Genomic DNA, 14,484 nt, shown 5'->3' on the forward strand with positions numbered 1-14,484 from the left:
ATGGTGAAACATCGTCAAAATGACGAAGGTGGAGCCGAGGGAGGATCGCGATGTCGCTGCAGGACGACGAACTTCCGACTCAGGCTCATCGGATCCTCCGCCTTTATGAGATGTTCTTCAGTCTCATGTTCCGTTTCATGGAGGAATACGAGGTAAATGATCTTGGTCAGCTTATGATCCTGACGACGATAGCCATTGCGAATGCGAACAAGATCGATGCGGATATTGAAACTATCTCTGAGGAAACCGACATTCCCTACTCGACCGTGCGCAGAAAGGTGGAGAAAATGTGCGCGGACGGGATCCTTGAAATGAGGAAAGAGAGGCAGAAGCTTGTCTTTTCTATATCTGACCGTATGGACTTTGCGCACCCCGCTCAGCAGCAAGAAGATATAAGCAGAAAATTCCAGAAAGACGTCGTGGACATTGTCGTTAAATCTATAAACTCAATAATACTTGAGAAAAAGAAGTAGAATTCACATTGAAAACCCCAATCAATTGACGCATTAAGTTTTTGTTAACTATACAATACGCATAGTCGATGGCACGTTCATCGGGTAACGCAAGGGCGTCGGGCGACAAGGCCCGGAACCTGGAAACGGCGATCGAGATCGCTACCGAACACGACAGAATATTGGCAACCGCCAGTGCCTGACAGGGCTCTGGCGGAACGGGAAACCTTCGCCTCGGGCAAGGCTTCCTCTCGGTCAGGAAAGCGGGGCTGAACATGGCTTGGACTCAGGAACGCGAAGATCTGCTCAGGAAGCTGTGGCTGCAGGGGCTCAGCGCCAGCCAGATCGCCTATGTGATGGCGGGCATCACGCGCAATGCGGTGATCGGCAAGGCCCATCGCATGGGGCTTCCCAAGCGGTCTCCGGCCACCAGCCACCGTCCCAAGCCGCGGGTCCAGCGCGGCAAGCCGTCGCTCGCCCTGGTCGGTGCCCGGCCGGCGCCGCGTGAGAGCATCATGGAGAAGCAGTTTCAGCGCGGCCTCGGCCTTGCGCTCGAGACCGGCTTTCAGGCGGAGCAGGGCGACCGCGTCACGCTGATGACGCTGACCAGCCGCACCTGCAAGTGGCCGATCGGCGATCCGGCGGATGCCGACTTCCACTTCTGCAGCCACGAGGCCGAGAACGGCCGCTCTTACTGCGAGTTTCATCACGGCCTCGCCTATCAGGGCATCCGCCGCCGCCGTCCTGCCGCCGAGCGCGCGGCCGCGCCGATCCAGGTTCTGCCGCTGCGCGCCATCGCCGTCTGACAGCAACGGTTCGGGTTCGACGCAGCCCGCTTTCCCCCTCCCAGGCGGCAGCGTTTGACCCCCGGGGCGGGGCCGGTTTCCGGCCCCGCCCCCTTTTCGTCTTGGGCTGTGGGGCCGGTTTCCGGCCCCGCCCCCTTTTCGTCTTGGGCTGCGGGGCCGGTTTCCGGCCCCGCCCCCTTTTTGTCCAGGGCTGCGGGCCGGTTTCCGGCTACCATTGTGTTGCCGGCTTGATTTTGCTCATTGTCGGCAGCCCGTGCGGGCGCACACTGGCGGAACAATATCGGCAACACGGGAGTATCCGATCCGATGACAGCCCAGTCCCCCTTGCGCAAGATCCGCCTCAACCTTGCCCGCACCCGCGAGTTTCCGGCCGGCTCGGCGCGGCATGGCTACGAGTTCGTCGCCCCGCTCGGCGAGGACGGGCATATCGATGCAGCGCTCTGGAAGCAGCATCGCGAGGCGTGCCGCGTGCGGCGGTTCTGGGCGGACGAGGAGCACGACATCGGCCATCTGGTGCGCCGGCCGGGCGGCTCCTGGGCGTTTCACTACGACATCGGCGGCGACGAGGACGACGAGGCCGGCTACCGCTTCGGCGCCCATGCCTTCGTGCCGGGCGAATATGTCTCGATCCGCGACGAGGACGGCGAATTGCATACGTTCCAAGTGGTGACGGTGCAGGAGCTCTGACGGCCCTGCCGGCGCGAGGGTCATTCCGGTTCGGAATGAGATGCCGACACTCGTGCCTTTGCGCGGGGGGGCGCCGGCGGCTATACCGGCAGGCAACGACACTTTCGAGCGGGATGGAGCCACATGCACGGGAACGAGGCGCGCCGGATCTCCGGTACGGGCGGATTTTTGCTGGTCAAGACGCTGGAGCAGCTTGGCGCGGGCCGCGTCTTCTGCGTGCCGGGGGAGAGCTACCTGCCGGTGCTCGACGCCCTGCATGATGCCTCGATTCCGGTGACGGTGTGCCGCCAGGAAGGCGGCGCGGCGATGATGGCGGAGGCTTGGGGCAAGCTTACGGGCCGGCCCGGCATCTGCATGGTCACCCGCGGCCCCGGCGCCACCAATGCCGCCGCCGGCCTGCATGTCGCGCAGCAGGATTCCACGCCGATGATCCTCTTCGTCGGCCAGATCGAGACCGGCATGCGCGGCCGCGACGCCTTCCAGGAGGTCGACTACCGGCAGATGTTCGGCGGCATCGCCAAATGGGTCGCCGAGATCGAGGACCCGGCGCGCATCCCCGAGATGCTGTCGCGCGCCTATCATGTGGCGACCTCCGGCCGGCCCGGCCCGGTGGTCCTCGCCCTGCCCGAGGACACGCTCGCCCGAACCGCCGAGGTGATGGAGCTGCCGCCGTTCCGCCCGGTCGAGACGCATCCCTCGCTCGCCCAGATGGCGGAGCTGCAGAAGCGCCTGTGGGCGGCGCGCCGGCCGCTGGTGATCCTCGGCGGCAGCCGCTGGAGCGAGGCGGCGCGCGCCGCGCTGGTGCGCTTCGCCGAGCGCTTCCGCCTGCCGGTCGCCTGCTCGTTCCGCCGGCAGATGCTATTCGACAACCTGCATCCCAACTATGCCGGCGATGTCGGCATCGGCATCAACCCGGCGCTGGCCGAGCGGGTGAGGGAAGCGGACCTGCTGCTTCTCGTCGGCGGCCGCATGTCGGAGATGCCGAGCCAGTCCTACACGCTGCTCGACAGTCCCTTGCCGCGCCAGACCCTGGTGCATGTCCATGCCGGCGCCGAGGAACTCGGCCGCGTCTACCTGCCGGACCTTGCGATCCACGCGAGCCCGATCGGCTTTGCCGCCGCGCTGGAGGGCCTGCAGCCGCCGAACGAGATCGCCTGGTCGGGCCTCGCCGAGGCGGCCCATGCCGACTATCTCGCCTGGTCGGGCGCGCGGCCCCAGGTGCCGGGCGCTCTGCAGATGGCGCAGGTGATGGACTGGCTGGAGGAAAACCTGCCGGAAGACGCGGTGCTGACCAATGGCGCGGGCAACTACGCCACCTGGGTGCACCGCTTCCACCGGTTCCGCCGGCACAACACCCAGCTTGCCCCGACCAGCGGCTCGATGGGCTACGGCCTTCCCGCCGCCATTGCCGCGGCGCTGCATTCGCCCGGACGCCGCGTCGTCTGCTTTGCCGGCGACGGCTGCCTGCAGATGACCCTGCAGGAATTCGGCACCGCCTGTCAGGACAAGGCCAACCTCATCCTCGTCGTCGTCGACAACGGCATGTACGGCACCATCCGCATGCATCAGGAGCGCGAGTTTCCGGGCCGGGTCTCGGCAACGAGCCTGGTCAATCCGGACTTCGCAGCGCTTGCCCGCGCCTATGGCGCCCACGCGGAAACGGTGCTGACGGCGGACGAGTTCGGCCCGGCCTTCGAGCGGGCGGCAGCCTCCGGCGGGCCGGCGCTGCTGCATCTCAAGCTCGATCCGGAGGCGATCACGCCGGTGCGCACCCTCAGCCAGATCCGCGCCGGCTGACCCGGCGGGGCCCGCCGTTCGGGCGAGCCCTTCAGGTGGGCTCTTCAGGCGGTCTGTTCAGGCGGTCTGTTCAGGCGGTTCGCTGCCGCCCAAGTGCGCCGCCGCCACCGGCAGCGTCACCTTGGCAATGGCATCGTCGTCGGCGGAGGGGCGCACGGTGAAGCCGAGCGCCTCGCACATCGCCAGCATGGTGGAGTTTTCCTTCAGGACCTCGCCGGTGATCGTCTCGATGCCGTCCGAGCGGGCATAGTCGATGATCAACTGCATCAAGGCCCAGCCGAGGCCGCGGCCCTTCAGGTCCGACTGGACGATGATCGCGTATTCGCCGGTGCGGTGGTCCGGATCGGCATGCAGGCGCACGACGCCGAGGATCTCGTCCGTTCCCGGCGTCAGCGCGGCAAAGGCCATGGCGCGCGAATAGTCGAGCTGCACCAGCCGCTGCATGAAGGCGTGGTTGAACTCCTTGACGGGGGCGAAGAAGCGCAGCCGCAGGTCGTCCGGCGACACTTTCTCGAAGAAGCGGCGATAGCGGTCCTCGTCCTCCGGGCGCACCGGGCGGATATCGACCAGGCTGCCGTCCTTGAGCTGGAGCTGCTGCTCCCACTCCTTCGGATAGGGCGTGATGGCCAGCCGCGAGGTCGCGTGGCGGCCGCGATGCACCTGCGGCTCGCCGAGGGCGATGCGGGCATCGAGCGCGGTGACGCCGGCCGCGTCGGCGACCAGCGGATTGAGGTCGAGCTCGCGCACCTCCGGCAGGTCGACGGCGATCTGCGCCACCTTGACCAGGGTCAGGGCGATGGCGTCGAGATCGGCCGCCGGCCGGTTGCGGAAGCCCGCCAGCAGCTTGCTGACCCGCGTCTGGCGGATCAGCGCCTGGGCGAGGTTGAGATCGAGCGGCGGCAGGGCGAGCGCCACGTCGCCCATCACCTCGACCCCCGTTCCGCCATGGCCGAACAGCAGCACCGGGCCGAAGCTCGGATCGTCGGCAAGGCCGATGAAGATCTCCGTTCCGCTCGGCGAGCGCACCATCGGCTGCAGCAGGATGCCGGTGATCTCGGCCTTGGGATGCGCCGCGCCGATCCGCTGGAGCAGGGTCGCGGCGGCGGCCCGCGCCGCTTCGGGCGTAGCAAGGTCCAGCACGACGCCGCCGACATCCGACTTGAACGGCAACTGCGGCGAGACCAGCTTCAGCGCCAGCCGCTCGTGCTGCATCAGCAACTCGCGCGCCAGGATCTCGGCCTCGTCCGCCGTGGCGGCGAGGCGGCTGGGCACCTGATGGATGCCGTAGCAGGCAAGCAGGTCGGAGATCTCGCCGGGGTGCAGCCATGTGCGCCCCTCGTCGAGGGCCTGGCGCACCAGGTGCTGCGCCCGCTCGCTGTCGGTGGTGAAGCCGGCCGGCAGGCTGGGCGGCGCCGCCATCAGCATCTCGCGGGCATCGGCATAGCGCACCAGATGCATGAACGAGCGCACCGCCTCGGAGGCGCTGGCATGGCAGGGAATGCGCGCCGCGTCGAGCGGCTGGCGCGGCAGCGGGGCGCCGGCGGTCAGCGCCACCAGCAGCGGCTTGCGCCGCCCGTAGCCGGACTGGCTCGCGGCATGGGCCTTGGCCAGTTCGCTGGCGACGTCCTCCAGCCGGGTGAAAGCGGAAGGGGCGGCCACCGCCAGCACCGCGTCGACATTGCGGTCCTTCAGTAGGATCCGCGCCGCCTCGCCATAGCGTTCGGGCGACGAGGTCTCATGCAGGGTCAGCGGGTTGGCGCGGGTCTCGCCCTGCCGCATGACCGGCTGCAGATGCGCGGTCGTCTCCGCGTCCAGCTCGGCGATCTGCCCGCCCTGGCGCTCCAACTGGTCGCCGGCAAGCGTGGCCAGGCTGCCGCCGGTCGCCAGGATGGCAAGGCGCCGTCCGGCCACCGGCTTCACCCGGCTCACCGTTTCCACCGCCTCGAACATCTCGTCAATGTCCTCGACGCGCAGCACGCCGGCACGGGCCAGCGCCGCGTCATAGACCGCATCCTGCGCCGCGATCCGCCCGGCATGGGTGACGCGCTCGCCGATCCGCTCGCGGCTGGCGCCGGAGCGCAGCACCACGACCGGCTTGGAACGGGCGGCGACGCGGGCGGCCGACAGGAACTTGCGCGGATTGGCGATGGTCTCCAGATGCACAAGGATCGCCCGTGTCCGGTAGTCGAGCGCGAACCAGTCGAGCAGGTCCGACACGTCGACATCGGTGCGCTGGCCGAGCGAGGCGATGGCGGAAAAGCCGATGCCGTTGGCCTTGGCCCAGGACAGGGTCGCGTTCACCACCGTGCCGGAACGGGCGATGAAGGCAAGGTCGCCCGTACCGGCCTCGCACACGCCCAGATGCGCGGCGAGCCCGGCGGCCGGCGCCGCGATGCCGAGGCTGCCGGGGCCGAGCAGGCGCAGGGTGTGGGGGCGCGCCGCCTGCAGCGTCGCGGTCACGGTGGCATCGTCCCAGCGGTCGTAGCCCGGCGACAGGGCGGCGACGGCCCGCGTGCCCGCTCCGCCGAGCGCGGCGACGGCGGCCGGCGCATCCTTGGGGGCGCCGAGATAGAGCGCAAGGTCGGGCGCCTTGTCGAGATCGGCGAGGGATCGCACGGCCCGTGCCGGCGCCGCGTCCGCCTTACCGGGACAGGCAATGGTGAGGATCTGCCCGCGAAAGCCGGCGCCGGCGATGCGCGTCAGCAGCAGGTCGGCGACCTCGGCGCCGAACCGGTTGGGCCCGACCACGGCGAGCGAGGCGGGGCGGAAGAGCGCATCGAGATTGCGGATCGTCATCGGCACTCATCCTGTCTGTCAGGCGCGAGCGTCAGGGTGGGAGAGTGGGGCGCCGGGCCCGGAAAGTCAAAGGCGCCGCCACTCCCCCGATGTGGCGGCGCCTCGCTTCCGGGCGAACGGCCTGGGCCGCCGCCTGGAAGAAGCCTTGTCTGCGACCGGCGGCGTCAATGCGCCATCAGCACCGGCACCGTCATCGAGGCGAGGATGTCCCGCGTCGCGCCGCCGAACAGGAACTCCCGCATGCGCGAGTGGCCGTAGCCGCCCATCGCGATCATGTCGATGCCGTGGTCGGAGACGTAGTTGAGGATCGCATCGGCAACGCCGGAGCCGGGCCGGGGCACCACGTCGACGGTGACCGAAAGCCCGTGCCGGGCCAGATAGGTGGCGATGTCGGAGCCCGGCTCGCCGTCGGTGATGCGGCGCCCGGTGTCGACGATCATCACGGTGACCTTCTTGGCCATCTGCAGCATCGGCAGCGCGGCATGCACCGCGCGGCTGGCGGTCGGGCTGCCGTCCCAGGCAACCATCACGTTCTTCATTTCCATGGTGCCGCCGATATAGGGCACGATCAGCACGGGCACGCCCGCCTCGAACAGCACCGTCTCGATCAGCAGCTCGCGCATCGGCTCCGGCGTGTCCGGATTGTCCTGGCCGATCACCACCAGATCGGTGAGGCGGCAATGGGTGAGCACGCTCTCGGCGGAGCCGCCGGTGATCACCTCGGCGGTCCGCACTTCGGCGGCAACGCCGGCCTTGCGGGCCATTTCGCGGAAAGTGTCGCCGGCTTCCTGCGCCGCCTTCAGCGCCTGGTTGCGGGCGATCTCGATATAGTCGGCCGGCATCGGCCCGGCGATGAAGCCGGGAACCACCGGCTCGAAGGCGATCGTCAGGCCCGTGGCATGCGCGCCGGTGCGGGTCGAAAGGTCGAGCGCCACGCCCGCGGCGTGCTGTTTGCCGGCCAGGTCGACCAGCGTGAGAATGTCCTTGATAGCCATGGATCGCGTCCCTCCATTTGAGACCATGCCGCGGCAGCCGCCGAGGCTGCGACGGAAGATGTGCCGAAACTAGGGTGTCCGGGGGCCCCGGTCCTTGACCGGGATCAATCTTTGATCGGGATCAGTCGGTTGGTGCCGGCCGGACACGTGGGCGGCCCGCAGCGAATGCGCGGGTACGCATCGTCGCACAGGCCGGATCAGATTTAAATCGATGAAGATTTTGGCCGCGGAGTATTTCATCCGGCCGGCCTCGGCTGCGTAAGAAGGTCTGGAATGCATCGTGCCGCAGGCGCGGTGATATCCCGAGAAATGACAATCTGGATGGAGGCAAACATGCGCAAGTACTTGATGGGAGCTGCCCTTGCCACGGTTCTGGCCGGGGCCGGAGCCGCGAATGCGGCGAACATTGTCGAGACGGCCCAGCAGGCCGGCACGTTCAACACGCTGATCGCCGCCGTCGAGGCCGCCGGCCTTGTCGAGGCGCTGTCCGGCCCCGGACCGCTGACGGTCTTCGCCCCGACCGACGAGGCCTTCGCCGCGCTTCCCGAGGGCACGGTCGAGACCCTCCTGAAGCCGGAGAACAAGGACCAACTGGTGGCGATCCTCAGCTATCACGTGGTCGGCCAGGAGATCACCTCCGACCAGATCCCGGCGGCGACCACCGAGGTCGAGACGCTGAAGGGCGAGGGCGACCGCACGATCACCGTGGTGAAGTCCGACAGCGGCGTCACCGTCGACGGGGCCAATGTCGTCACCGCCGATATCCGCGCCGACAACGGCGTCATCCATGTCATCGACAAGGTGATCCTGCCGTCCGACTGACCTTTCTGCACGCGTTGCATGGAAAGGCCGGCGCCCCCCGCCGGCCTTTTCCTGTGTGCCGCGTTCGTCCTACTGGCCGCGCAGCGCCTCGCGGGCGATGATCAGCCGCTGGATCTCCGAGGTGCCCTCGTAGATCGTGGTGATGCGGGCATCGCGCACCAGCCGCTCCAGCGGATAGTCGCGGATATAGCCGGCCCCGCCATGCAGTTGCAGCGCCGTATAGGTGGCGCGCTGCGCCGCTTCCGAGGCGAAGAGCTTGGCCATCGAGGCCTCGCGGGCGAAGGGCTTGCCCGCGTCCTTCAGCGCCGCTGCCTGCAGGATCAGCAGCCGCGCCGCCTCCAGCTCGGTCTCCCGGTCGGCGATCATCCATTGCACGCCCTGCATGTCGGAGATCGCCTGGCCGAACTGCCGGCGCTCCTTCACATAGGCCTTGCCCCGCTCCATCGCCGCGCGGGCGATGCCAAGCGACAGCGCGGCGATGCCGATGCGCCCGCCGGCGAGTTCGCCGACGGCGATGCGGAAGCCGTCGTTCTCGCGGCCGAGCATCGCGCTTGCCGGCACCCGGCAGTCCTCGAAATGCACCTCGTTGGTCGCCGAGCCGGTCTGGCCCATCTTCTTCTCGGCCTTGCCGATGACGAGGCCCGGCGTGTCTGCTTCCACCAGGAAGCAGGAGATGCCCTTGCCCTTCGGCGCGTCCTTGTCGGTCACGGCCCACACCACGAAGACGCCGGCATATTCGGCCGAGGTGATGTAGAGCTTGGAGCCGTTCAGCACATAGTCGTCGCCGTCGCGCTCGGCGCGCGTGCGCATCGCCGCCGGGTCGGAGCCGGCGCCGCTTTCGGTCAGGCAGAAGCCGCCGGCCGGATAGGTGCCGTCCGTCAGCCGCGGCAGATAGCGGGCGCGCTGGTCGTCGTTGCCCACCGCCTGGATCACTTCCGCCACCATGTTGGAGACGGAAACGGTGACGCCGGTGGAGGCGCAGGCCCTGCCGATCTCCTCCACCGCGATGGCGAAGGCGACGCTGCCGGCGCCGGTGCCGCCGTGGTCGGGCGAGATGTTGAGGCCCATGAAGCCGTTTTCGGCGAGCAGTTTCAGATTGGCGAGGAAAGCCTGACGCCCGCCGCCCTGGTCCAGTTCCTCGGCCAGCGGCGCGATCTTGTCCTCGGCGAGCTTTCGCGCCGTGTCCTGGATGAGATACTCTTCCTCGCTCAACGAAAACTGCATCGGCGTTCCTCCCAGAACAATGATGTCCCCGACGGGGTGGATCAGGACCGCAAGACCCGGCCATGACAGGTGCAAAGACATACGGCCCGGCGACGGCGCTGTCCACGGCCAGGGATCAGGAGGCCGGGGATCAGGGGACCAGGGTTCAGGGGGCCGGGGATGAGCCGACCGGGGATCGGGCGCGCTCCTGGCGCGGCCGCGCCGGCGCCGTCCTGTCGCGGCGCCTACCGCCGCGCCTGCGGCGGTCGCTGCTGTTCCTGCCGCCGCTGCTCGTGCTGCTGCTGGCCGTCTTCGCCGCCGACTGGGCGGAGGTGCAGTCGGGCCTGCGCAGCGATGCGGTGGCGCGCGAGCGGCTGACCCTCTACCGCGAGACCATCCTGCGCGAGCTCGAGAAGTACCGCCATCTGCCCTATATCGTCGCCCGCGATCCGCGCGCGGTCGGCGTTCTGTCCGATCCGGGACAGGCGCCCTCGGCCAACCGCTTCCTCAAGGAACTCGCGGCGACGACCGGCGCCGCCGCGCTCTATGTGATGAACGAGGACGGGCTCACGGTCGCCGCCAGCAATTTCGACACGGCCGGCTCCTTCGTCGGCCGCAACTATTCCTTCCGCCCCTATTTCCAGGAGGCGCGGGACGGGGAGGAGGGGCGATTCTTCGCCGTCGGCGCGACCACCGGCGAACCGGGCTTCTTCTTCGCCCGTTCGACGCCGGCCGGGGCGCCGGCGCGCGGCGTCGTGGTGGTCAAGGTCGACATGGAGCGGCTGGAGACCAATTGGCGCCATGGCGGCGAGACGGTCATCGTCACCGACGTGCACGGCGTCGTCTTCCTCGGCACCCGCGACGACTGGCGCTATTCCTCGCTCGCCCCGCTGCAGGACATGGTGGTGGCGGCGATCCGCTCCGACCGGCAATATGGCAATGCCCGTCTCGCCAGCCTGCAACAGGGACCGCTGGCCCAGACGCGCCTGGTCATCGGCGGCACCGCCTGGCGCCAGGCCCGGCTGAAGGTCGGCATCCTCGACTGGACCATCCATTATTTCACGCCGATGAGCGAGGTGCGCGCGCCGCGCGGCGTGGTCTGGGCCGGCGCCGGCGCCCTCGTTCTCCTCTATGCGATCTGGCTGCTGGTGCTGCGCAGCCGCAGGCTCGGCCGCGTCACCGCCGGCCTGCGCCAGGACGCGGCGACCCTGCGCGATCTCAACCGCCGCCTCGTCGAGGAGATCGACGAACGGCGCCGGGTCGAGCGGGAGTTGCGCGACACCCAGGCCGATCTTGCCCGCGCCAGCCGCCTTGCCGCCGTCGGCGAAATGTCGGCCGCCGTCGCCCATGAGCTCAACCAGCCGCTCGCCGCGCTCGGCATGTTCGTCTCCGGCGCAAGGCTCTACCAGCAGCGCGGCGAGACCGCCGCCGTCACCGAGAATCTCGACGAGATCGACGCCCTGCGCCACCGCATGGCGACGCTGACCCAGGAGCTGAAGCGCTTCGCCCGTCCCGGCGAATCGCGCATCGAGACGGTCGACCTGCGCGACTGCCTGAAGACCAGCGCCAAGCTGGTGCGCCCGCGCGTCGAGGAAACCGGCGTCGCCCTGCAACTGCACCTGCCGTCGCGGCCGATGACCGCCAACACCGCGCCGCTGCGCGTCGAGCAGGTCCTCGTCAATCTGCTGCGCAACGCCATCGACGCCTGCCAGGGGGTGGCGGCGCCCGTCGTCGAGGCCCGCGCCCGGATCGAAGAGGGGCGCGCCGTCATCGAGATCCTCGACAATGGCGAGGGCATTCCCGACACCTTGCGCGAGCGGATCTTCGAGCCCTTCTTCACCACCAAGCCGGCGGCGACCGGCCTCGGCCTCGGGCTTGCGATCTCGGCGCGGATCGTGGAAGACCTCGGCGGGTCCCTTGCGACGCGCGCGCGCCGTGCGGGCGGGGCCTGCTTCGTGCTGTCCCTGCCGCTTGCGGCGCAGGGCGGGGATGAGGGCAGCGAGGAGGACGCGCGCCGGCTCGACGCGGTTGATGCGCAATGAGGCAATGCGCGGGGAGGCAGCGCGCAATGAGGCAATGCGCGGGGAGGGCCGGGTGAGCGCAACGCGGGAGCAGGACAGCATGACCATCGACAGCGATGCCCGGCCGGGCGAGGGCGCGCGCACGCCGGTCCTCGTCGTCGACGACGATCCGTCGATGCGCGCCGGCCTGCGGCAATGGATGCGGCTTGCCGGCTTCGAGCCGGTCGAGGCGGTGGATGCGGAAGCCGCCCTCTTGCGGCTTGGCGCCGACTTTCCCGGCTGTGTCATCTCCGACGTATTGCTGCCGGGCGCCAGCGGTCTCGACCTGTTGCGGCAGGCCCGGCGGATCGATCCCGACCTGCCGGTGATCCTGATGACCGGCCATGGCGACGTGCCGATGGCGGTGGAGGCGATGCGCGAGGGCGCGGCCGATTTCATCGAGAAGCCGTTCGACCCGGACATGCTGGCGGCGATGGTGCGCCGCGCCGCCGATCACCGCCGGCTGGTGCTGGAGAACCGGGCGCTCAGCCGCCGGCTCAGCGACATGAGCGGCCTTTCGGCCCGGCTCATCGGCGATGCCGCCGCCATGGTCCGCCTGCGCGAGCAGATCGCCCATTTCGCCCGCACCGACGCCTCGGTGATGATCGTCGGCGAGACCGGCACCGGCAAGGAGGTGGTGGCGCGCGCCCTGCACGAGCTGTCGCCGCGGGCCGAGGCCCCCTTCGTCGCGCTCAACTGCGCAGCGCTCCCAGAGACCATGGTCGAGGCGGAGCTGTTCGGCCATGAGGCCGGCGCCTTCACCGGTGCCGACCGCACCCGCGCCGGGCGGATCGAGCAGGCCGACCGCGGCGTGCTGTTCCTCGACGAGGTGCCGTCGATGCCGCTGGCCTTGCAGCCCAAGCTCCTGCGCGTGCTGCAGGAGCGCGAGGTCGACCGCATCGGCGGCCGCGCCGCCGTTCCCGTCGACATCCGCATCATCAGCGCCGCCAATGTCGATCCGCGCCAGGCGGTGGCGGACAACCTGATGCGGCAGGACCTCGTCTACCGGCTCAACGCGGTGGAGATCCGCATTCCGCCGCTGCGCGAGCGCGGCGGCGACATCCGCCTGCTGTTCGACAGTTTCGTCAATCGCTTCATGGCCGATTACGGCATCGACGGCGTCGCCCTGACGGCGGATGATGCCGCCTTTCTCGAAGTCCACGACTGGCCGGGCAATGTCCGCGAACTGCGCAACGCCGCCGAGCGTTTCGTGCTCAACGCGCCGATGGGCGCGCCGCCCTTGCGCGACCTCGTCACCGGGTCCGGCATCGGCCCCGGCGCAGGGGAGCCGGAGGCGCCGCGCGGCCGCCTGCGCGAACTGATGGAGGACTATGAGCGCCGCATCCTCGTCGATGCGCTGCGCCGGCATGGCGGGCGCATCGCGCCGGTGCTGGAGGAGCTCGACCGACCGGCCCCGCCGCACCCTCAACGAGAAGATGGCCCGGCTCGGCCTCAGCCGCACCGCGGGCGAGGGGAGCGCGGAAGGTTGACCGCCGGTATCGGCAAGATCTTGCCGATCGCTGGTAACCTTTTGGCAAGGTTTTGCCGGTCGGCCGGCCCGTGTTGCAGCGCGGTGCAACGCTTCCCGCCTGTTTCCCGCCCGGTTCCTGTCCGGTTTCCGTCTCTGCCGCCGATCTGGCACGCGGCTTGCCAAGCCTTGTCCAATCGCCCGTCAGGGAGGATGGGCGAGGATAGCGAGATGGCCGCGGCGCAAGGTCGGCGCCCGGCCGAAACTGGCATCCGGCCGGCAACCGGCCGGATCTTGGGAGGACTGACATGACCCTTTCCCGCAAGCTCGCCGTGCTCGGCACGACGACGATCCTCGGCTTCGGCTTCGCCACCGAGACGATGGCACTCGAATGGAACGTCTCCGTCTGGGGCAAGCGCCGCGCCTTCACCGAGCATATCGAGAAGCTCGCCGAGCTGGTCACCGAGAAGACCAACGGCGAGTTCACCTTCAACATCGCCTATGGCGAGGCCCTGTCGAAGTCGCGCGAGAATCTCGACGGCATCTCCATCGGCGCCTTCGAGATGGCGCAGATCTGCGCCGGCTATCACGAGGACAAGAACCCGACCCTGACGGTCATCGAACTGCCCTTCCTCGGCGTGCCGGACCTGCCGACCCAGATCGAGCTGGAAAACGCCATCTACGCCCATCCGGCCGTCGAGAAGGACCTGATGCGCTGGGACGCCAAGCTGCTGATGTCCTCGCCGATGCCGCAGTACAATTTCATCGGCAAGGGCACGGCGCCGACCAAGGTGACGGACTTCCAGGGCATGCGCGTGCGCGCGCTGGGCGGCATCGGCCAGGCGATGACCGCCATCGGCGCGGTGCCGACGACGGTGACCGCCTCCGAAACCTTCCAGGCCATCGATTCCGGCACGGTCGCGGCGGCCTCCTTCGCCCCGCATGCGCACCTGTCCTTCCGCACGATCGACGCCGCCAACTGGTGGACCAACAACCTCAATCCGGGCACGGTCAGTTGCCCGGTCGTCGTCAGCCGCGCTGCCTATGATGCCCTGCCGGAGAATTTCCGCGAGGCGCTGGACAGTTCGGTCGATGCGGCGATGGAGCATTACCTCGCCGAATACGACAAGGTCTATCAGGAGTGGTACCCGCTGCTGGAGAAGATGAACATCCAGCAGGTCGAGTTCCCCAGGGACGAGCTGCAGGCCTTCAAGGACAAGGCCGGCCGGCCGATCTGGGAGGACTGGGTGCAGAAGATGAACGGCCAGGGCCTTCCGGGGCAGGAACTGCTGGACCTCGCCCTGTCCAAGCTCGACTGAGACCGGTCGCCAGGACGTCCGCCGGCCTTCCTGCGGGGAGGCCGGCGGGCCGCCGGCGGCCGTTCCACCGCGCGCCCGC

At 68.8% G+C, this 14,484-nt stretch carries 11 protein-coding genes; 8 read left to right on the top strand and 3 right to left on the bottom strand.

Features of this window, described 5'->3' with window-relative positions; genetic code table 11:
* Nucleotides 1–50: 50 nt before the first annotated feature.
* From P2PM1_RS22965 to P2PM1_RS22980, 4 genes are all read left to right on the top strand, one after another.
* Nucleotides 51–473, top strand: coding sequence for a hypothetical protein (locus P2PM1_RS22965; RefSeq protein WP_186387056.1), 423 nt, complete (start codon nucleotides 51–53; stop codon nucleotides 471–473).
* 254 nt (nucleotides 474–727) lie between these two features.
* Complete coding sequence (locus P2PM1_RS22970; protein WP_186400694.1) at nucleotides 728–1,258, top strand: GcrA family cell cycle regulator; 531 nt, start codon at nucleotides 728–730, stop codon at nucleotides 1,256–1,258.
* A gap of 306 nt (nucleotides 1,259–1,564) precedes the next feature.
* Complete coding sequence (locus tag P2PM1_RS22975; protein ID WP_186397003.1) at nucleotides 1,565–1,945, top strand: hypothetical protein; 381 nt, start codon at nucleotides 1,565–1,567, stop codon at nucleotides 1,943–1,945.
* Nucleotides 1,946–2,068: 123 nt separating this feature from the next.
* Nucleotides 2,069–3,742 (top strand): thiamine pyrophosphate-binding protein, encoded by a 1,674-nt coding sequence (locus tag P2PM1_RS22980; protein ID WP_186400695.1) that lies wholly within the window; start codon nucleotides 2,069–2,071, stop codon nucleotides 3,740–3,742.
* A gap of 57 nt (nucleotides 3,743–3,799) precedes the next feature.
* Here P2PM1_RS22980 and P2PM1_RS22985 read toward each other — a convergent pair whose 3' ends face one another.
* On the bottom strand, nucleotides 3,800–6,538 hold the full coding sequence (locus P2PM1_RS22985) for a bifunctional acetate--CoA ligase family protein/GNAT family N-acetyltransferase (RefSeq protein ID WP_186400696.1): 2,739 nt from the start codon (nucleotides 6,536–6,538) through the stop codon (nucleotides 3,800–3,802).
* Between the two features lie 164 nt (nucleotides 6,539–6,702).
* Entirely contained in the window at nucleotides 6,703–7,533 is an 831-nt protein-coding gene (locus tag P2PM1_RS22990; protein ID WP_186387051.1) for a universal stress protein, read from the bottom strand.
* A gap of 333 nt (nucleotides 7,534–7,866) precedes the next feature.
* Between P2PM1_RS22990 and P2PM1_RS22995 the strand changes: the two genes are divergently transcribed.
* Complete coding sequence (locus P2PM1_RS22995; RefSeq protein WP_186387050.1) at nucleotides 7,867–8,355, top strand: fasciclin domain-containing protein; 489 nt, start codon at nucleotides 7,867–7,869, stop codon at nucleotides 8,353–8,355.
* Nucleotides 8,356–8,424: 69 nt separating this feature from the next.
* Here P2PM1_RS22995 and P2PM1_RS23000 read toward each other — a convergent pair whose 3' ends face one another.
* Nucleotides 8,425–9,579, bottom strand: coding sequence for an acyl-CoA dehydrogenase family protein (locus P2PM1_RS23000; protein WP_186400697.1), 1,155 nt, complete (start codon nucleotides 9,577–9,579; stop codon nucleotides 8,425–8,427).
* A 62-nt stretch (nucleotides 9,580–9,641) separates the two neighbouring features.
* Between P2PM1_RS23000 and P2PM1_RS23005 the strand changes: the two genes are divergently transcribed.
* Genes P2PM1_RS23005 through P2PM1_RS23015 form a run of 3 tightly spaced genes read left to right on the top strand, consistent with a single transcriptional unit; the run spans nucleotide 9,642 to nucleotide 14,405 of the window.
* A complete protein-coding gene (locus P2PM1_RS23005) occupies nucleotides 9,642–11,600 on the top strand; it encodes an ATP-binding protein (protein ID WP_186400698.1) in 1,959 nt (652 codons plus the stop codon).
* Between the two features lie 52 nt (nucleotides 11,601–11,652).
* Entirely contained in the window at nucleotides 11,653–13,398 is a 1,746-nt protein-coding gene (locus tag P2PM1_RS23010) for a sigma-54 dependent transcriptional regulator (protein ID WP_244301607.1), read from the top strand.
* A complete protein-coding gene (locus tag P2PM1_RS23015; RefSeq protein WP_186400699.1) occupies nucleotides 13,395–14,405 on the top strand; it encodes a C4-dicarboxylate TRAP transporter substrate-binding protein in 1,011 nt (336 codons plus the stop codon). Before P2PM1_RS23010 ends, P2PM1_RS23015 begins: the two co-directional genes overlap by 4 nt.
* The last annotated feature ends 79 nt before the right edge of the window (nucleotides 14,406–14,484 follow it).

The organism is Stappia sp. P2PMeth1 (genome assembly GCF_900185735.1).
GTDB lineage: Bacteria > Pseudomonadota > Alphaproteobacteria > Rhizobiales > Stappiaceae > Stappia.

Bases quoted from the DNA above. Each gene is read 5' to 3' on its own strand.
- P2PM1_RS22965 (WP_186387056.1), top strand. From the start codon at position 51: ATGTCGCTGCAGGACGACGAACTTCCGACTCAGGCTCATCGGATCCTC.
- P2PM1_RS22970 (WP_186400694.1), top strand. From the start codon at position 728: ATGGCTTGGACTCAGGAACGCGAAGATCTGCTCAGGAAGCTGTGGCTG.
- P2PM1_RS22975 (WP_186397003.1), top strand. From the start codon at position 1,565: ATGACAGCCCAGTCCCCCTTGCGCAAGATCCGCCTCAACCTTGCCCGC.
- P2PM1_RS22980 (WP_186400695.1), top strand. From the start codon at position 2,069: ATGCACGGGAACGAGGCGCGCCGGATCTCCGGTACGGGCGGATTTTTG.
- P2PM1_RS22985 (WP_186400696.1), bottom strand. From the start codon at position 6,538: ATGACGATCCGCAATCTCGATGCGCTCTTCCGCCCCGCCTCGCTCGCC.
- P2PM1_RS22990 (WP_186387051.1), bottom strand. From the start codon at position 7,533: ATGGCTATCAAGGACATTCTCACGCTGGTCGACCTGGCCGGCAAACAG.
- P2PM1_RS22995 (WP_186387050.1), top strand. From the start codon at position 7,867: ATGCGCAAGTACTTGATGGGAGCTGCCCTTGCCACGGTTCTGGCCGGG.
- P2PM1_RS23000 (WP_186400697.1), bottom strand. From the start codon at position 9,579: ATGCAGTTTTCGTTGAGCGAGGAAGAGTATCTCATCCAGGACACGGCG.
- P2PM1_RS23005 (WP_186400698.1), top strand. From the start codon at position 9,642: ATGACAGGTGCAAAGACATACGGCCCGGCGACGGCGCTGTCCACGGCC.
- P2PM1_RS23015 (WP_186400699.1), top strand. From the start codon at position 13,395: ATGACCCTTTCCCGCAAGCTCGCCGTGCTCGGCACGACGACGATCCTC.